Consider the following 15,395-nt stretch of genomic DNA (forward strand, 5'->3'; position numbering starts at 1 on the left):
GGCGCCCAGGGCGCCTCACAGGCTTCGAGCGGCTGCGCCGGCCTCCGGCCGGCGGTCGTCGCACCGTCGTCAGGCCAGAGGATCGGGCGCCGCCGTGACTCCGTACTCGGCGAGCTTCGCCTTGCCGCCGTCCGGCGCCGTCAGGACCAGCGGGCCCTGCTCCGTCAGGGCCACGGAGTGCTCCCAGTGGGAGGACCAGGTGCCGTCGGTGGTGACCACCGTCCAGTCGTCCTCCAGGACCGCCGTCTTGGGCGTGCCCAGCGACACCATCGGCTCGATGGCCAGGCAGAAGCCGGGGACCAGCTTCGGGCCCTTGCCGCGGCGCCGGTCGACGTAGTTCAGCAGGTGGGGGTCCATGTGCATCTCGGTGCCGATGCCGTGGCCGCCGTAGTCCTCGATGATCCCGTACCGGCCGCCGCCCGGCTTGGGCTGGCGGCGGATGTAGGTCTCGATGGCCCGGGAGATGTCCACCAGCCGGTTGCCCTGCTTCATGGCCGCGATGCCGGCCCACATCGACTCCTCGGTCACCCGGGAGAGCTCGACCAGCTCCGGTGCGTGACCGGAGCCCACGAACGCCGTGAAGGCGGCGTCGCCGTGCCAGCCGTCGATGATCGCGCCGCAGTCGATGGAGATGATGTCCCCGTCCTTGAGGACGACGTCGTCGGAGGGGATGCCGTGGACGACGACCTCGTTCACCGAGGTGCAGATGGTCGCCGGGAAGCCGCCGTAGCCGAGGAAGTTCGGCTTGGCGTTGTGCTCCGCGAGCACCTTGCGGGCGACCTGGTCCAGGTCCCTGGTCGTGGCGCCGGGCACGGCGGCCTCGCGCGTGGCCGCGTGGATGGCGGCGACGACCAGCCCCGCCTCGCGCATCTTGGCGATCTGCTCGGGGGTCTTGATCTGCACCATGGGGACTGCGGCCTTTCTGGGGACCGGGGAGAGTACGAACGTTTCCAACGATACGGGTAGCCCGGCACCGCCCCGCACGCCGCAGCCGCGGCCCCCACAGGGACCGCGGCTGCGCGCGACGCACGGAGTGACTACCGGCCGCGCTTGAGCGCCTCCAGGGCGCGCTCCGTGACCTCGTCCACGGCCCCGGTGGCCGCGATGGTGACGACCAGCCCCTGGGCCTTGTAGTAGTCGATGATCGGCTCGGTCTTCGTGTGGTAGACCTCCAGCCGCTTGCGGACCGTCTCCTCGGAGTCGTCGCCGCGCTGGTACAGCTCACCGCCGCAGACGTCGCAGACGCCCTCCTTGGCCGGCGCCTTGTACGTCACGTGGAAGACGTGGGCCGAGTCGTTGCGGCAGACGCGCCGGCCGGCGATCCGCTTGACGACCTCCTCCTCGGGGGCCTCCAGGTCGAGCACGGCGTCCAGGGTGATGCCCTCGGTCTCCAGCAGCTCGTCCAGCGCCTCGGCCTGCGAGACGTTGCGCGGGAAGCCGTCGAGCAGGAAGCCGCCCACGGCGTCGGGCTGCTCCATGCGGTCCTTGGCCATCGCGATCGTGATCTCGTCCGGCACGAGATTGCCGGCGTCGATGTACGACTTCGCGGCCTTCCCCAGCTCCGTCTGCTGGCTGATGTTGGCGCGGAACAAGTCGCCCGTGGAGATGTGCGGAACGCTCAGCTTCTCGGCAAGCCGTGTGGCCTGCGTTCCCTTACCGGCGCCCGGCGGCCCGACGAGGACGATTCGCATCAGCGGAGGAACCCTTCGTAATTGCGCTGCTGGAGCTGGCTCTCGATCTGCTTCACCGTCTCGAGGCCGACACCCACGATGATCAGGATGCTGGTGCCACCGAACGGGAAGTTCTGGTTTGCCTCGAAACCAACCAACGCCATCGTCGGTACGAGAGCGATCAGACCCAGATACAGCGAACCCGGCCAGGTGATCCGGTTGAGTACGTAGCCGAGGTACTCAGCGGTCGGTCGGCCAGCCCGGATGCCCGGGATGAAGCCACCATACTTCTTCATGTTGTCGGCGACTTCCTCGGGGTTGAAGGAGATCGCCACGTAGAAGAACGCGAAGAAGACGATGAGCAAGAAGTACAGGGTGATGTAAATCGGGTGGTTGCCCGTCACGAGGTGAGACTCGATCCAGGTCTTCCACCCGGAGGTGCCGCTGGAGAACTGCGCGATCAGTGCCGGGATGTAGAGCAGCGACGACGCGAAGATGACGGGAATCACACCCGCCTGGTTCACCTTGAGCGGGATGTAGGTGGAGGTGCCGCCGTACGAACGGCGGCCGATCATGCGCTTGGCGTACTGGACGGGAATCCGGCGCTGGGCCTGCTCGACGAAGACCACCAGGCCGACCATGACCAGGCCGACCGCGAGCACGGTGCCGAACTCGATCCAGCCGTCCGCGAGGTCGCCCTGGGTCTTGATCGCCCACAGGGCGGACGGGAACGTGGCGGCGATCGAGATGAACATCAGGATCGACATGCCGTTGCCGATGCCGCGGTCGGTGATCAGCTCACCGAGCCACATCACGACGGCGGTGCCGGCGGTCATGGTGATCACCATGACGATCGTGGTGAAGATCGCGCGGTCCGGGACGATCTGGGAAGCGACCGTGCAGCCGGAGAAGAGCGCGCCGCTGCGGGCGGTGGCCACCAGGCCGGTGCCCTGGAGGATGGCCAGCGCGATGGTGAGATAGCGGGTGTACTGCGTGATCTTCGCCGTGCCCGACTGGCCCTCCTTCTTCAGGGCCTCCAGGCGCGGGATCACCACGGTCAGCAGCTGCAGAATGATGCTCGCGGTGATGTACGGCATGATGCCGAGCGCGAAGACCGTGATCTGCAGCAGGGCGCCGCCGCTGAACATGTTGACCAGACCGAAGAGGCCCTGGTTGCCGGACGCCTGGTCCACACACTCCTGAACGCTCTTGTAGTCCACGCCCGGGATGGGGATGTGGGTACCCACCCGGTAGACCACGATGATGCCGAGCGTGAAGAGCAGCTTCTTGCGCAGGTCGGGCGTCTTGAACGCCCGGGCGAACGCGGTGAGCACGGTGCCTCCTGCGACCCCCGCGCAACTGCGTCAAGGGTGACGGTCTTGAGGTTCGACTGACGACTTAATAGCTAACGGTCAACTGCCGCTCAGGGTGCCCCATGTGTGACACCCGTGAAAGAGGGCAGTGCAGGTCACCTTACCGGCGGGACCACTGCCCTAGGAACGACCAACCGGGGATACCCCATTTGTGGGGTATCCCCGGTCGGGATCGCTCAGGTCATCAAGACGTCTGAAGGGTTCAGACGAGCTCGGTGACGCTGCCGCCGGCGGCGGCGATCTTCTCCTTGGCGGAGGTGGAGGCCTTGTCGACCTTCACCGTCAGCGCCACGGAGATCTCGCCCTCGCCGAGGACCTTGACCAGGCTGTTCTTGCGAACGGCGCCCTTGGCGACCAGGTCCTCGACCGTGACCTCGCCACCCTGCGGGTAGAGCTTGGCCAGCTTGTCGAGGTTCACGACCTGGTACTCGGTCTTGAACGGGTTCTTGAAGCCCTTCAGCTTCGGGAGACGCATGTGGAGCGGCATCTGGCCGCCCTCGAAGCGCTCCGGAACCTGGTAGCGGGCCTTGGTGCCCTTGGTACCACGACCGGCCGTCTTACCCTTCGACGCCTCACCACGACCGACACGGGTCTTGGCGGTCTTGGCGCCCGGGGCGGGACGGAGGTTGTGGATCTTCAGCGGGTTCTGCTCCGCCATGATCAGTCGACCTCCTCGACCGTCACGAGGTGGCGGACGGTGTGCACCATGCCGCGGAACTCGGGACGATCCTCCTTGACGACCACGTCGTTGACCTTCTTCAGGCCAAGCGAACGCAGGGTGTCACGGTGGTTCTGCTTGCTGCCGATGTAGGACTTGACCTGCGTGATCTTGAGCTGAGCCATGATTACGCACCCGCCCCGGCACGCGCACGGAGAAGAGCCGCGGGGGCGACGTCCTCGAGCGGCAGACCACGGCGGGCCGCGATCTCCTCGGGACGCTGCAGGCCCTTCAGGGCCTCCACGGTCGCGTGCACGATGTTGATGGCGTTGTCGGAGCCGAGCGACTTCGACAGCACGTCGTGGATACCGGCGCACTCGAGCACGGCACGCACCGGACCACCGGCGATAACACCGGTACCCGGGGACGCGGGCTTGAGCAGCACGACGCCGGCAGCCTTCTCACCCTGGATCGGGTGCGGGATGGTGCCCTGGATGCGGGGGACCTTGAAGAAGTGCTTCTTGGCCTCCTCAACGCCCTTGGCGATGGCGGCCGGCACCTCCTTGGCCTTGCCGTATCCGACACCCACGGTGCCGTCACCGTCGCCCACCACGACCAGCGCGGTGAAGCTGAAGCGACGACCACCCTTCACAACCTTGGCGACGCGGTTGATCGCGACGACGCGCTCAACGTACGCGGTCTTCTCGGCGGCAGCAGCGCCGCCGTCACGGCCCTTCCGGTCCCGCCGCTCGCCGCCACCGGCGCCACCACCGCGGCGCTGGGGTCCAGCCATTGGAATTACCTCTCTCTGTTTCCGCTAGCTACGGAACCGGGGCTCAGAACTTGAGCCCGGCCTCGCGGGCGGCGTCGGCCAGGGCGGCGATGCGCCCGGCGTACTGGTTGCCACCACGGTCGAACACGACAGCCTCGACACCGGCGGCCTTGGCACGCTCGGCGACCAGGGCGCCGACCTGCTTGGCCTGCGTGGACTTGTCGCCCTCGCCACCGCGGATCGAAGCGTCCAGGGTGGACGCCGACGCCAGGGTGTGGCCCTTGAGGTCGTCGATCACCTGCGCCACGATGTGGCGGTTGGAGCGGGTCACGACCAGACGGGGGCGCTCGGCGGTACCCGAGACCTTCTTGCGGATCCGGATGTGGCGGCGCTTGATAGCGGCACGCTTGTAGGCGTCGCCCTTGAGGATCTTCTGCCCGTATGCCATGGCTTACTTACCCGCCTTTCCGACCTTGCGGCGGATGACTTCGCCCTCGTACTTGACGCCCTTGGCCTTGTACGGGTCGGGCTTGCGCAGCTTGCGGATGTTGGCCGCGACCTCGCCGACCTTCTGCTTGTCGATGCCCTCGACCGAGAAGCGGGTGGGGGACTCGACCTTGAAGGTGATGCCCTCAGGGGCCTCGACCAGGATCGGGTGGCTGTAGCCCAGGGCGAACTCCAGGTTGGAGCCCTTCGCCTGGACGCGGTAACCGACACCGCTGATCTCGAGCTTCTTGACGTATCCCTGGGTCACACCGGTGATCATGTTCGCCACCAGCGTGCGGGACAGGCCGTGCAGGGCCTTGCTCTGCCGCTCGTCGTTCGGGCGGGTCACCGCGAGGGTGCCGTCTTCGCCCTTGACGATCTCGATCGGCGCGGCAACGGTGTGCGAGAGGGAACCCTTGGGGCCCTTCACGGAAACCGTACGGCCGTCGATGGTGACGTCCACGCCGGCGGGAACCTGGATGGGGAGCTTGCCGATACGCGACATTGGCTTTTCCTCCGTTCCCGACTACCAGACGTAGGCGAGGACTTCCCCACCCACGCCCTTCTTCTGCGCCTGCTTGTCGGTCAGGAGACCGTGGGACGTGGAGATGATCGCCACGCCCAGGCCGCCGAGGACCTTCGGCAGGTTGGTGGACTTCGCGTACACCCGGAGACCGGGCTTGGAGATCCGCTTGATGCCCGCGATGGAGCGCTCACGGTTCGGGCCGAACTTCAGCTCGAGGACGAGGTTCTTGCCGACCTCGGCGTCCTCGACGCGCCAGCCCGTGATGAAGCCCTCCTGCTGGAGGATCTCCGCGATGTGCGACTTGATCTTGGAGTGCGGCATCGACACCGAGTCGTGGTATGCCGAGTTCGCGTTCCGCAGACGCGTCAGCATGTCTGCGATCGGATCAGTCATGGTCATGAATTGGCCTTCGGCCTCTCTCGCCGGGGTTTCCTGGTGCGCCATCCCTCTCCCCGATCCGAGACGGGACGGGTGCGGCGCGGTGGACCTACGGCGTAGTAAGTCGTAAGGGCGGCGGCAGACGCCCAACCCCACAAGCCTAAGGCATGCGGGCTGGGCGTCCTGCCGCCCCGGTTGCTTACCGAGAGCTTCAGGAATCCCAATCCAACCCGTTGGCCCGAAGGGCCGCCCTTGCGGGGCGGTGGTCGGGCGACGGGCGGGCGGGGATTACCAGGAGCTCTTGGTCACGCCCGGCAGCTCGCCGCGGTGAGCCATCTCACGAAGGCACACACGGCACAGGCCGAACTTGCGGTAGACGGAGTGCGGGCGGCCGCAGCGCTGGCAGCGGGTGTACGCACGCACACCGAACTTGGGCTTGCGAGCAGCCTTCGCGATCAGAGCCTTCTTCGCCATCTCGCTCACGCCTCCTTGAACGGGAAGCCGAGGTGACGGAGAAGGGCGCGGCCCTCTTCGTCGTTGGTCGCCGTGGTGACCACGGTGATGTCCATACCCCGGACGCGGTCGATCTTGTCCTGGTCGATCTCGTGGAACATGACCTGCTCCGTGAGACCGAAGGTGTAGTTGCCACGGCCGTCGAACTGCTTGGGGGACAGGCCGCGGAAGTCGCGGATGCGCGGGAGCGCCAGCGACAGGGTGCGGTCCAGGAACTCCCACATGCGGTCGCCACGGAGCGTGACGTGGGCACCGATCGGCTGTCCCTCACGCAGCTTGAACTGCGCGATGGACTTGCGGGCCTTGGTCACGGCCGGCTTCTGACCGGTGATCGTGGTGAGGTCGCGCACGGCGCCCTCGATCAGCTTGGAGTCGCGGGCGGCGTCGCCCACACCCATGTTGACCACGATCTTGACGAGGCCCGGAACCTGCATGACGTTCTCGTACTTGAACTCGTCACGCAGCTTGCCGATGATCTCCTCGCGGTACTTCGTCTTGAGACGCGGAGTCACGGTGGTCGTCATCAGATGTCCTCACCCGTCCGCTTGGCAACGCGGATCTTGTTGCCCTCGTCGTCGAAGCGGTAGCCGACGCGGGTCGGGACCTTCTGGCCGTCCTTCTCCACGACCAGCATGACGTTGCTGACGTGGATGGGGGCCTCGGTGGTCACGATGCCGCCGGCCTGCGAGCCGCGGGCGGTCGGCCCGGCCTTCGTGTGCTTCTTGACCCGGTTGACACCCTCGACCAGGACGCGGTCCTCGCGGGGGAAGGCCGCGATGACCTTGCCCTGCTTGCCCTTGTCCTTACCGGTGATGACCTGAACCAGGTCGCCCTTCTTGATCTTCATGCTCACAGCACCTCCGGCGCGAGGGAGATGATCTTCATGAACTTCTTCTCGCGCAGCTCACGGCCGACGGGGCCGAAGATACGGGTGCCGCGAGGGTCGCCGTCGTTCTTCAGAATGACGGCGGCGTTCTCGTCGAAGCGGATGTACGAGCCGTCCGGACGGCGGCGCTCCTTCACGGTGCGAACGATGACCGCCTTGACGACGTCACCCTTCTTCACGTTGCCACCGGGGATCGCGTCCTTGACGGTGGCGACGATGACGTCACCGATACCCGCGTAGCGGCGACCGGAGCCACCGAGCACACGGATGCAGAGGATCTCCTTCGCACCCGTGTTGTCGGCGACGCGCAGTCGCGACTCCTGCTGGATCACGTCTATCTCCTGGTTGTCTGCCGGTTCCCGGGGAGAAGCGTGAATGACTCACGCTTCTCCCCGAGCCTGGCGGAACGATGCCTAGGGGGTCCCCCTAGGAGGGATTACTTGGCCTTCTCGAGGATCTCGACGACGCGCCAGCGCTTGGTCGCGGACAGCGGCCGGGTCTCCATGAGGAGGACGCGGTCGCCGACACCCGCGGCGTTCTGCTCGTCGTGCGCCTTGAGCTTGTTCGTACGGCGGATGACCTTGCCGTACAGCGCGTGCTTGACGCGGTCCTCGACGGCGACGACGACGGTCTTGTCCATCTTGTCGCTGACGACGTAACCCTCGCGGGTCTTACGGAAGCCGCGCGCTTCGGTCTTCTGCTCAGTCACGTTGTTCTCGCTCATCAGGCGTTCTCCACCTGCTCGATGCCGAGCTCACGCTCACGCATGAGGGTGTAGATCCGGGCGATGTCCTTGCGGACCGCCTTCAGACGGCCGTGGTTCTCGAGCTGGCCCGTCGCCGCCTGGAAGCGGAGGTTGAACAGCTCTTCCTTGGCCTCGCGGAGCTTGTTCAGAAGCTCCTCGTTGCCCAGCTCGCGCAGCTCGGACGCCTTGGTACCGGCCGACATCACGCTTCACCTGCCTCGCGCTTGACGATCCGGCACTTCATCGGCAGCTTGTGGGCCGCACGGGTCAGCGCCTCACGGGCGATCTTCTCGTTGGGGTACGACAGCTCGAACATGACGCGTCCGGGCTTGACGTTCGCGACCCACCACTCCGGAGAACCCTTACCGGAACCCATGCGGGTCTCGGCCGGCTTCTTCGTCAGCGGACGGTCCGGGTAGATGTTGATCCAGACCTTGCCGCCACGCTTGATGTGGCGGGTCATGGCGATACGAGCCGCCTCGATCTGGCGGTTCGTGACGTACGCCGGGGTCAGCGCCTGGATGCCGTACTCGCCGAACGCAACCTGCGTGCCACCCTTGGACATGCCGTTGCGCTTCGGGTGGTGCTGCTTGCGGTGCTTGACCCTACGGGGGATCAGCATGGTGGTCAGGCCTCCGTTCCGGTGCTCTCAGCCGGAGCGGCGGCTGCGGGAGCCTCGGCCTTGGGGGCCTCGGCCGCCGGAGCCTGCTGCGGCTTGCGACCGCGCCGCTCGCCACCGCGGCCACCACGGGCCGGGCGGTCGGCGCCACCGCGGGCCGGGCGGTTACCCGCACGGGCGGCAGCGTTCTCGGCGCGGACCTCGGCGATGTTCTTGACGTCGCCCTTGTAGATCCAGACCTTCACACCGATGCGGCCGAAGGTCGTCTTGGCCTCGAAGAAGCCGTAGTCCACGTTCGCGCGGAGCGTGTGCAGGGGCACGCGGCCCTCGCGGTAGAACTCCGAGCGGGACATCTCGGCGCCGCCGAGACGGCCGCCGCACTGGATCTTGATGCCCTTGGCGCCCGCCTTCATCGCCGACTGCATGCTCTTGCGCATGGCGCGGCGGAAGGAGACGCGGGAGGACAGCTGCTCGGCAACGGCCTGGGCCACGAGCTGAGCGTCGGTCTCGGGGTTCTTGACCTCGAGGATGTTCAGCTGGACCTGCTTGCCGGTGAGCTTCTCGAGGTCGCCGCGGATGCGGTCGGCCTCGGCGCCACGGCGGCCGATGACGATGCCCGGACGCGCGGTGTGGATGTCCACGCGGACACGGTCACGGGTGCGCTCGATCTCGACCTTGGAGATGCCGGCGCGCTCCATGCCGGACGTCATCATCCGACGGATGGCGACGTCTTCCTTGACGTAGTCCTTGTACAGCTTGTCGGCGTACCAGCGGCTCTTGAAGTCGGTGGTGACACCGAGCCGGAACCCGTGCGGGTTTACCTTCTGGCCCATTACCGGGTTCCTTCCTTGCTGCTGACGACCACGGTGATGTGGCTGGTCCGCTTGCGGATCCGGTAGGCGCGGCCCTGGGCACGCGGGCGGAACCGCTTCAGGGTCGGGCCCTCGTCGACGTACGCCTCGGAGACGTACAGGCTGTCGACGTCGGTGTGGTCGTAGTTGTGCGCGGCGTTGGCGATGGCGCTGTCGAGCACCTTGCCCACCGGCACGCTCGCGGCCTGCGGGGCGAAACGCAGGACCGCCTGAGCCTCCGTGGCGTTCAGGCCACGGATGAGGTCCACCACACGGCGGGCCTTCATGGGCGTGACGCGGATGTACCGCGCCTGGGCCCTGGCTTCCATGGTTGTCCCTTCAGTGTTTGTCATTGGTCGTTTGCACCCCGCCGGTTAGCGGCGCTTCGACTTCCGGTCTTCCTTGACGTGGCCCCGGAAGGTGCGGGTCGGCGAGAACTCGCCGAGCTTGTGGCCGACCATCGACTCGGTGACAAACACCGGGATGTGGGTCTTGCCGTTGTGCACCGCGATCGTGTGGCCCAGCATCGCCGGGACGATCATCGAGCGACGGGACCAGGTCTTGATGACGTTCTTGGTGCCGGCTTCGTTCTGGGCGTCCACCTTCTTCATCAGGTGGTCGTCGACGAAGGGCCCCTTCTTCAAGCTACGAGGCATCTCAACCCGTCCTTAGCGCTTCTTGTTCGTCTTGCGGCGGCGGACGATGTACTTGTTCGACGCCTTCTTGGGCGAACGAGTACGGCCTTCCTTCTTGCCCCACGGCGACACGGGGTGACGACCACCGGAGGTCCGGCCCTCACCACCACCGTGCGGGTGGTCAACCGGGTTCATGACCACACCACGGACGGTCGGGCGAACGCCCAGCCACCGCTTGCGGCCCGCCTTGCCCCAGTTGATGTTGCTCTGCTCGGCGTTGCCGACCTCGCCGACGGTGGCGCGGCAGCGGACGTCGACCAGGCGGATCTCACCGGACGGCATGCGCAGGTGGGCGTAGGCGCCCTCCTTCGCGAGCAGCTGCACGGAGGCGCCGGCGGAGCGGGCGAACTTCGCGCCGCCGCCCGGACGCAGCTCGATGGCGTGCAGGGTCGTACCGACCGGGATGTTGCGCAGGGCAAGGTTGTTGCCCGGCTTGATGTCGGCCCCGGGACCGTTCTCGATGCGGTCGCCCTGCTGGAGGCCGCGCGGCGCGAGGATGTAGCGCTTCTCGCCGTCGGCGTAGTGCAGCAGCGCGATGCGCGCGGTGCGGTTGGGGTCGTACTCGATGTGCGCGACCTTCGCCGGCACGCCGTCCTTGTCGTGACGACGGAAGTCGATCACGCGGTAGGCGCGCTTGTGTCCGCCACCCTGGTGGCGCACGGTCACACGACCGGCGTTGTTACGGCCGCCCTTGCTGTGCAGCGGGCGGACCAGCGACTTCTCCGGCGTGGACCGCGTGACCTCGACGAAGTCGGCGACGCTGGCGCCACGACGGCCAGGAGTCGTCGGCTTGTACTTGCGGATACCCATTGTCTCTCAGTCCTCGGAAGTGATTTCCGAAATCTGGACGATCCCGACCGCTTACGCGGTCGGACCGCCGAAGATGTCGATACGGTCGCCCTCAGCGAGGGTCACGATCGCGCGCTTGGTGGCGGCGCGCTGGCCGAAGCCGGTGCGGGTCCGCTTGCGCTTGCCGACGCGGTTGATCGTGTTGACGCCGGTGACCTTGACCGAGAAGACCGACTGGACGGCCTCCTTGATCTGGGTCTTGTTGGCACGCGGGTCGACGATGAACGTGTACTTGTTCTCGTCGATGAGCGCGTAGCTCTTCTCCGACACGACCGGCTTGAGCAGCACGTCACGGGGGTCCGTGTACGCCTTGCTCGCCGGGGTGACAACGGTGTTCTTGCCCTCGGTGGCGTGGCGACGCGCCTTCTTGACGCGCGCCTCCTTGGCGGCCTTGGCGGCCTTCGAGGCGATGGAGGGGTGACGGGTAGCCATCAGGCCTCGCTCCCTTCGGTGTCGTTGGCCGTCTGCGGGCCGGCGACGAAGGACTCGAAAGCGGCCTTGGTGAAGACCACGTCGTCCGAGACGAGAACGTCGTACGTGTTCAGCTGGCCCGGCTCCAGGATGTGGACCTGGGGCAGGTTGCGGGCGGACAGCCACGCGGCCTCGTCGGAGCGGTCGACGACCAGGAGCAGGTTCTTGCGCTCGCTGATCTTGCCGAACAGGCTCTTGGCGGCCTTCGTGGAGGGGGTCTCGCCCTCGACCACGCCGGTGACGACGTGGATGCGGTTGTGGCGGGCCCGGTCGGTGAGGGCGTGGCGCAGGGCCGCGGCCTTCATCTTCTTCGGGGTCCGCTGCGAGTAGTCGCGCGGCACGGGACCGTGCACGACGCCACCACCGGCGAACTGCGGCGCGCGGGTCGAGCCCTGGCGGGCGCGGCCGGTGCCCTTCTGGCGGTACGGCTTCTTGCCACCACCACGGACTTCACCGCGGGTCTTGGTCTTGTGCGTGCCCTGACGGGCGGCAGCCAGCTGCGCGACGACGACCTGGTGGATCAGCGGGACGCTGACCTTCTCGACGCCGAAGATCTCCGCGGGGAGCTCGACGGACCCGGCCTTGTCGCCCGCCGGCGAAAGGATGTCAACAGTGCTCATCGGTTACCTCAGGCCCCCTTGGCCGCGGTGCGGACCAGGACGAGGCCGCCGTTCGGACCGGGAACCGCGCCCTTGATGAGCAGCAGACCCTTCTCCGCGTCAACGGCGTGGACGGTCAGGTTCTGGGTGGTGACCCGCTCGTTGCCCATGCGACCCGCCATGCGGAGGCCCTTGAACACGCGGCCCGGGGTGGCGCAGCCACCGATGGAACCGGGCGAGCGGTGCTTGCGCTGGGTGCCGTGCCCGGCGCCGAGGCCACGGAAGTTGTGGCGCTTCATGACACCGGCGAAGCCCTTGCCCTTGCTCTTGCCGGTCACGTCGACCTTGACGCCGGCCTCGAACACCTCAGCGGTGATCTCCTGGCCGAGCGTGTACTCGGAGGCATCCGACGTGCGGATCTCGACGAGGTGACGACGGGGGGTGACGTCGGCCTTGGCGAAGTGGCCCTTGAGGGGCTTGTTCACCTTGCGCGGGTCGATCTCGCCGAAGGCGATCTGGACGGACTCGTAGCCGTCGACGTCGTTGGTACGGACCTGGGTGACGACGTTCGGGCCGGCCTTGACGACGGTCACGGGGACGACACGGTTGTTCTCGTCCCAGACCTGCGTCATGCCGAGCTTCTCGCCCAGGATGCCCTTGATCTGCTTAGCCATCTCTTCAGATCACCGGCCTCAGAGCTTGATCTCGATGTCGACACCGGCCGGGAGGTCGAGTCGCATCAGAGAGTCAACGGTCTTGGGGGTCGGGTCGAGGATGTCGATCAGGCGCTTGTGCGTGCGCATCTCGAAGTGCTCGCGCGAGTCCTTGTACTTGTGCGGCGACTTGATGACGCAGTACACGTTCTTCTCAGTGGGCAGCGGCACCGGGCCCGCGACCGACGCACCAGTGCGGGTCACCGTCTCGACGATCTTCTTCGCCGAAGAGTCGATGACCTCGTGGTCGTAGGCCTTGAGCCGGATGCGGATCTTCTGTCCCGCCATGGCTACTTCGTAGTCCTGTCTCTTCTCACGCTCTGGAACCCGGAGTCCGCTGCCTCCGCTCCGACCCACGCGGTCGGGCGTGTCGCACTCCCGCTGACACAGATGTCCCTTGTCCGAACACCATCCCTGCGGGATTGACACGGCCCTGCCGGTACCGCGAGCCGGGGGCGAGAGGCCCACCGGGCGCCTGGTCGGTGCCGCGCCCACGCTTCCCGGAAGATTCCCGTACTTCCAACCCGCATGGGGTTGACGAGTACCGTGGGACTCGCTTCCGGTCCTCCCGGCGGGAGGCGCGCAGCATCAACACTCGACCGAGCAACTCGGACAGTCTGCCACACGGGGCGCGAGGGATGCCAATCGAGCGGAAGAGATTACCCCGGGGGTGACGTAGGTCAAACCGTGGCCGCCGTCCCGGGACCGCCCCGGGCCGCGCTCCCGGCCCGGGGCGGTCCCGGGGCCGGGCGCGGCGGCGCGTTCCGGGGCGCGGGCCGTCAGATGACGCCCTGGGCGAGCATGGCGTCGACCACCCGTTCGAAGCCGGCGATGTTGGCGCCGGTCACATAGTCGCCGGGGGCGCCGTAGCGCTCGGCGGTCTCGTGGCAGGTGCGGTGGATGTCGTTCATGATCCGCGCCAGCTCCTCCTCGACGCGGGCCGCGGGCCACGGCGTACGGGAGTGGTTCTGCGCCATCTCCAGCGCGCTGACCGCGACGCCGCCCGCGTTGGCGGCCTTGCCGGGCCCGAACGCCACTCCGGCCCGCTGGAACAGGTGTACGGCCTCGGGCGTGGTGGGCATGTTCGCGCCCTCGGAGACCGCCTTCACGCCGTTGCGGACCAGCGTGGCCGCGTCCTTCTCGTCCAGCTCGTTCTGGGTGGCGGAGGGCAGGGCCACGTCGGCCGGCACCTCCCACACCCGCCCGCCGGGCACGAACCGCGCCGAGCTGCCGCGCCGCTGCGCGTACGTGTCGATCCGGCCGCGCTCGACCTCCTTGACCTGCTTGAGCAGCTCCACGTCGACGCCCTTGTCGTCGACGACGTACCCGGTGGAGTCGGAGCAGGTCAGGGGGTGGGCCCCCAGGGCGAGCAGCTTCTCGACGGTGTAGATCGCGACATTGCCGGACCCGGAGACGACGGCGGTCTGCCCCGCCAGGTCCTCACCGCGCTCGCGCAGCATCGCCGCCGCGAAGAGCACGTTGCCGTAGCCGGTCGCCTCGGGCCGGATCGCCGAGCCGCCCCAGCCGGGCCCCTTGCCGGTGAGCACACCGGCCTCCCACCGGTTGGTGATCCTGCGGTACTGCCCGAACAGGTAGCCGATCTCGCGTCCGCCGACGCCGATGTCCCCGGCCGGTACGTCGGTGTGCTCGCCGATGTGCCGGTACAGCTCCGTCATGAACGACTGGCAGAACCGCATGACCTCCGCGTCGCTGCGCCCGTGCGGGTCGAAGTCGCTGCCGCCCTTGCCACCGCCTATGCCGAGCCCGGTCAGGGCGTTCTTGAAGATCTGCTCGAAGCCGAGGAACTTGATGATGCCGAGGTTGACGGAGGGGTGGAAGCGCAGGCCGCCCTTGTAGGGGCCCAGCGCGCTGTTGAACTCCACCCGGAACCCGCGGTTGACGTGCACGCGCCCCTGGTCGTCCTGCCACGGCACCCGGAAGATGATCTGCCGCTCGGGCTCGCACAGTCGCTCGACGAGCCCCGGCTCCGCGTACTCCGGCCGCGCCGCGAGCACGGGCGCGAGCGTGTCCAGTACCTCGTGCACGGCCTGGTGGAACTCCGGCTGAGCCGGGTTGCGCCGCTCGATCTCGGTCCGCAGGGCGTCGAGCCGGGCCTGGGTCTCGGGTCGGGTCGTCACGGGGCCCCTTTCGGGCAGGGCTGGGCACCGGTACGCAACCGGTGGTGAGCCGATCAACGCTCGGCGCCGTTGCCGCGCGCGGGAACGCCTCAGTGTTACCCGCATGTAAACGCCGAGGCCAGCACCTACGCGCCAACGGTCCGTGATGTGAGACGAGAACGCGGCGCCCACCGAGACGGCAAAGGCGGCAGGCGCGAGGGGCGGGGCCGCGTGACGGGGACCGGGAAGCGCCGCCTCCGGGCGGACGGGAGCACCCGGCTCACCGGATCGCGGCCCGTCCCGTCCCGGTGACCGGCGCCCCGGCTCCACGCGTGGTCAATGCTCTTCGCTACCGGGGAGAGAACCGGACCCGACCCCGCCCCGCCCCGCCGGCCTGCCCGCGTCCGCGCGTCACCCGGACGGGTGGCGTCCCTCAACTCGGCTGGATTTCCTCCGGGTTCGCGGGCATATGCT

Annotated in this window: 25 protein-coding genes; all 25 read right to left on the bottom strand. The window is 67.7% G+C overall.

What is annotated here, in order from left to right:
* Positions 1 to 69 precede the first annotated feature (69 nt).
* Positions 70 to 906 (bottom strand): type I methionyl aminopeptidase, encoded by an 837-nt coding sequence (map, locus tag AB0L74_RS15495; protein WP_365651072.1) that lies wholly within the window; start codon positions 904 to 906, stop codon positions 70 to 72.
* Between the two features lie 131 nt (positions 907 to 1,037).
* Positions 1,038 to 1,691, bottom strand: a complete 654-nt coding sequence (locus AB0L74_RS15500) for an adenylate kinase (RefSeq protein ID WP_365651075.1) — start codon at positions 1,689 to 1,691, stop codon at positions 1,038 to 1,040.
* Positions 1,691 to 3,004 carry a preprotein translocase subunit SecY gene (gene secY / locus AB0L74_RS15505; protein WP_365651078.1) on the bottom strand — a complete coding sequence of 438 codons (1,314 nt, stop codon included), beginning with the start codon at positions 3,002 to 3,004 and terminating at the stop codon, positions 1,691 to 1,693. The genes AB0L74_RS15500 and secY overlap by 1 nt, the downstream gene beginning before the upstream one ends.
* Positions 3,005 to 3,245: 241 nt before the next feature.
* On the bottom strand, positions 3,246 to 3,701 hold the full coding sequence (rplO, locus tag AB0L74_RS15510) for a 50S ribosomal protein L15 (protein WP_365651081.1): 456 nt from the start codon (positions 3,699 to 3,701) through the stop codon (positions 3,246 to 3,248).
* 2 nt (positions 3,702 to 3,703) lie between these two features.
* The gene (gene rpmD, locus AB0L74_RS15515; RefSeq protein WP_004984515.1) at positions 3,704 to 3,886 is read right to left on the bottom strand and encodes a 50S ribosomal protein L30; all 183 of its coding nucleotides are present in this window, start codon (positions 3,884 to 3,886) and stop codon (positions 3,704 to 3,706) included.
* Positions 3,887 to 3,888: 2 nt separating this feature from the next.
* Positions 3,889 to 4,494 carry a 30S ribosomal protein S5 gene (gene rpsE, locus AB0L74_RS15520; RefSeq protein WP_009190144.1) on the bottom strand — a complete coding sequence of 202 codons (606 nt, stop codon included), beginning with the start codon at positions 4,492 to 4,494 and terminating at the stop codon, positions 3,889 to 3,891.
* A 43-nt stretch (positions 4,495 to 4,537) separates the two neighbouring features.
* Entirely contained in the window at positions 4,538 to 4,921 is a 384-nt protein-coding gene (rplR, locus tag AB0L74_RS15525; protein WP_365651084.1) for a 50S ribosomal protein L18, read from the bottom strand.
* A gap of 3 nt (positions 4,922 to 4,924) precedes the next feature.
* Entirely contained in the window at positions 4,925 to 5,464 is a 540-nt protein-coding gene (gene rplF, locus AB0L74_RS15530) for a 50S ribosomal protein L6 (protein ID WP_365651087.1), read from the bottom strand.
* Between the two features lie 21 nt (positions 5,465 to 5,485).
* Positions 5,486 to 5,884 (bottom strand): 30S ribosomal protein S8, encoded by a 399-nt coding sequence (gene rpsH, locus AB0L74_RS15535; RefSeq protein WP_029380979.1) that lies wholly within the window; start codon positions 5,882 to 5,884, stop codon positions 5,486 to 5,488.
* Between the two features lie 267 nt (positions 5,885 to 6,151).
* The gene (locus AB0L74_RS15540; protein WP_003956452.1) at positions 6,152 to 6,337 is read right to left on the bottom strand and encodes a type Z 30S ribosomal protein S14; all 186 of its coding nucleotides are present in this window, start codon (positions 6,335 to 6,337) and stop codon (positions 6,152 to 6,154) included.
* A gap of 5 nt (positions 6,338 to 6,342) precedes the next feature.
* Entirely contained in the window at positions 6,343 to 6,900 is a 558-nt protein-coding gene (gene rplE / locus AB0L74_RS15545) for a 50S ribosomal protein L5 (RefSeq protein WP_358782558.1), read from the bottom strand.
* Positions 6,900 to 7,223 carry a 50S ribosomal protein L24 gene (rplX, locus tag AB0L74_RS15550; RefSeq protein ID WP_029380977.1) on the bottom strand — a complete coding sequence of 108 codons (324 nt, stop codon included), beginning with the start codon at positions 7,221 to 7,223 and terminating at the stop codon, positions 6,900 to 6,902. The genes rplE and rplX overlap by 1 nt, the downstream gene beginning before the upstream one ends.
* Positions 7,224 to 7,225: 2 nt before the next feature.
* Complete coding sequence (gene rplN, locus AB0L74_RS15555) at positions 7,226 to 7,594, bottom strand: 50S ribosomal protein L14 (RefSeq protein ID WP_003998823.1); 369 nt, start codon at positions 7,592 to 7,594, stop codon at positions 7,226 to 7,228.
* 104 nt (positions 7,595 to 7,698) lie between these two features.
* Entirely contained in the window at positions 7,699 to 7,986 is a 288-nt protein-coding gene (gene rpsQ / locus AB0L74_RS15560; protein WP_044383233.1) for a 30S ribosomal protein S17, read from the bottom strand.
* Positions 7,986 to 8,210: a 50S ribosomal protein L29 gene (rpmC, locus tag AB0L74_RS15565; protein WP_029380976.1), complete on the bottom strand. Its 225-nt coding sequence runs from the start codon at positions 8,208 to 8,210 to the stop codon at positions 7,986 to 7,988. The genes rpsQ and rpmC overlap by 1 nt, the downstream gene beginning before the upstream one ends.
* Positions 8,210 to 8,629, bottom strand: coding sequence for a 50S ribosomal protein L16 (rplP, locus tag AB0L74_RS15570; RefSeq protein WP_029380975.1), 420 nt, complete (start codon positions 8,627 to 8,629; stop codon positions 8,210 to 8,212). Before rplP ends, rpmC begins: the two co-directional genes overlap by 1 nt.
* A 5-nt stretch (positions 8,630 to 8,634) precedes the next feature.
* Positions 8,635 to 9,459 carry a 30S ribosomal protein S3 gene (gene rpsC, locus AB0L74_RS15575; protein ID WP_164391222.1) on the bottom strand — a complete coding sequence of 275 codons (825 nt, stop codon included), beginning with the start codon at positions 9,457 to 9,459 and terminating at the stop codon, positions 8,635 to 8,637.
* Positions 9,459 to 9,806: a 50S ribosomal protein L22 gene (rplV, locus tag AB0L74_RS15580; protein WP_029380974.1), complete on the bottom strand. Its 348-nt coding sequence runs from the start codon at positions 9,804 to 9,806 to the stop codon at positions 9,459 to 9,461. Before rplV ends, rpsC begins: the two co-directional genes overlap by 1 nt.
* 45 nt (positions 9,807 to 9,851) lie before the next feature.
* Entirely contained in the window at positions 9,852 to 10,133 is a 282-nt protein-coding gene (gene rpsS / locus AB0L74_RS15585; RefSeq protein ID WP_006130777.1) for a 30S ribosomal protein S19, read from the bottom strand.
* 12 nt (positions 10,134 to 10,145) lie between these two features.
* Positions 10,146 to 10,982, bottom strand: coding sequence for a 50S ribosomal protein L2 (rplB, locus tag AB0L74_RS15590; RefSeq protein WP_029380973.1), 837 nt, complete (start codon positions 10,980 to 10,982; stop codon positions 10,146 to 10,148).
* A 51-nt stretch (positions 10,983 to 11,033) separates the two neighbouring features.
* The gene (rplW, locus tag AB0L74_RS15595) at positions 11,034 to 11,453 is read right to left on the bottom strand and encodes a 50S ribosomal protein L23 (RefSeq protein WP_358782559.1); all 420 of its coding nucleotides are present in this window, start codon (positions 11,451 to 11,453) and stop codon (positions 11,034 to 11,036) included.
* Positions 11,453 to 12,112, bottom strand: coding sequence for a 50S ribosomal protein L4 (rplD, locus tag AB0L74_RS15600; protein ID WP_365651099.1), 660 nt, complete (start codon positions 12,110 to 12,112; stop codon positions 11,453 to 11,455). The genes rplW and rplD overlap by 1 nt, the downstream gene beginning before the upstream one ends.
* An 8-nt stretch (positions 12,113 to 12,120) precedes the next feature.
* Positions 12,121 to 12,765, bottom strand: a complete 645-nt coding sequence (rplC, locus tag AB0L74_RS15605; protein WP_029380970.1) for a 50S ribosomal protein L3 — start codon at positions 12,763 to 12,765, stop codon at positions 12,121 to 12,123.
* Positions 12,766 to 12,783: 18 nt separating this feature from the next.
* A complete protein-coding gene (gene rpsJ / locus AB0L74_RS15610) occupies positions 12,784 to 13,092 on the bottom strand; it encodes a 30S ribosomal protein S10 (RefSeq protein WP_003948644.1) in 309 nt (102 codons plus the stop codon).
* 491 nt (positions 13,093 to 13,583) lie between these two features.
* Entirely contained in the window at positions 13,584 to 14,942 is a 1,359-nt protein-coding gene (gene gdhA / locus AB0L74_RS15615; protein WP_365651103.1) for an NADP-specific glutamate dehydrogenase, read from the bottom strand.
* Positions 14,943 to 15,395: the final 453 nt, after the last annotated feature.

Source organism: Streptomyces sp. NPDC052020 (genome assembly GCF_040680575.1).
Taxonomy (GTDB): Bacteria; Actinomycetota; Actinomycetes; order Streptomycetales; family Streptomycetaceae; genus Streptomyces.

What these genes read in the sequence shown, in the direction of transcription:
- rplX (WP_029380977.1), bottom strand. Translation starts at nt 7,223, where the DNA reads ATGAAGATCAAGAAGGGCGACCTGGTTCAGGTCATCACCGGTAAGGAC.
- rpsQ (WP_044383233.1), bottom strand. Translation starts at nt 7,986, where the DNA reads ATGAGCGAGAACAACGTGACTGAGCAGAAGACCGAAGCGCGCGGCTTC.
- rplC (WP_029380970.1), bottom strand. Translation starts at nt 12,765, where the DNA reads ATGGCTAAGCAGATCAAGGGCATCCTGGGCGAGAAGCTCGGCATGACG.
- rpsJ (WP_003948644.1), bottom strand. Translation starts at nt 13,092, where the DNA reads ATGGCGGGACAGAAGATCCGCATCCGGCTCAAGGCCTACGACCACGAG.
- rpsS (WP_006130777.1), bottom strand. Translation starts at nt 10,133, where the DNA reads ATGCCTCGTAGCTTGAAGAAGGGGCCCTTCGTCGACGACCACCTGATG.
- rpmD (WP_004984515.1), bottom strand. Translation starts at nt 3,886, where the DNA reads ATGGCTCAGCTCAAGATCACGCAGGTCAAGTCCTACATCGGCAGCAAG.
- AB0L74_RS15500 (WP_365651075.1), bottom strand. Translation starts at nt 1,691, where the DNA reads ATGCGAATCGTCCTCGTCGGGCCGCCGGGCGCCGGTAAGGGAACGCAG.
- rplW (WP_358782559.1), bottom strand. Translation starts at nt 11,453, where the DNA reads ATGGCTACCCGTCACCCCTCCATCGCCTCGAAGGCCGCCAAGGCCGCC.
- rplD (WP_365651099.1), bottom strand. Translation starts at nt 12,112, where the DNA reads ATGAGCACTGTTGACATCCTTTCGCCGGCGGGCGACAAGGCCGGGTCC.
- rpsC (WP_164391222.1), bottom strand. Translation starts at nt 9,459, where the DNA reads ATGGGCCAGAAGGTAAACCCGCACGGGTTCCGGCTCGGTGTCACCACC.
- rplO (WP_365651081.1), bottom strand. Translation starts at nt 3,701, where the DNA reads ATGGCGGAGCAGAACCCGCTGAAGATCCACAACCTCCGTCCCGCCCCG.
- rplV (WP_029380974.1), bottom strand. Translation starts at nt 9,806, where the DNA reads ATGGAAGCCAGGGCCCAGGCGCGGTACATCCGCGTCACGCCCATGAAG.
- rplP (WP_029380975.1), bottom strand. Translation starts at nt 8,629, where the DNA reads ATGCTGATCCCCCGTAGGGTCAAGCACCGCAAGCAGCACCACCCGAAG.
- map (WP_365651072.1), bottom strand. Translation starts at nt 906, where the DNA reads ATGGTGCAGATCAAGACCCCCGAGCAGATCGCCAAGATGCGCGAGGCG.
- rpsH (WP_029380979.1), bottom strand. Translation starts at nt 5,884, where the DNA reads ATGACCATGACTGATCCGATCGCAGACATGCTGACGCGTCTGCGGAAC.
- AB0L74_RS15540 (WP_003956452.1), bottom strand. Translation starts at nt 6,337, where the DNA reads ATGGCGAAGAAGGCTCTGATCGCGAAGGCTGCTCGCAAGCCCAAGTTC.
- rplB (WP_029380973.1), bottom strand. Translation starts at nt 10,982, where the DNA reads ATGGGTATCCGCAAGTACAAGCCGACGACTCCTGGCCGTCGTGGCGCC.
- rplE (WP_358782558.1), bottom strand. Translation starts at nt 6,900, where the DNA reads ATGACGACCACCGTGACTCCGCGTCTCAAGACGAAGTACCGCGAGGAG.
- rplF (WP_365651087.1), bottom strand. Translation starts at nt 5,464, where the DNA reads ATGTCGCGTATCGGCAAGCTCCCCATCCAGGTTCCCGCCGGCGTGGAC.
- rpmC (WP_029380976.1), bottom strand. Translation starts at nt 8,210, where the DNA reads ATGTCGGCCGGTACCAAGGCGTCCGAGCTGCGCGAGCTGGGCAACGAG.
- rpsE (WP_009190144.1), bottom strand. Translation starts at nt 4,494, where the DNA reads ATGGCTGGACCCCAGCGCCGCGGTGGTGGCGCCGGTGGCGGCGAGCGG.
- rplR (WP_365651084.1), bottom strand. Translation starts at nt 4,921, where the DNA reads ATGGCATACGGGCAGAAGATCCTCAAGGGCGACGCCTACAAGCGTGCC.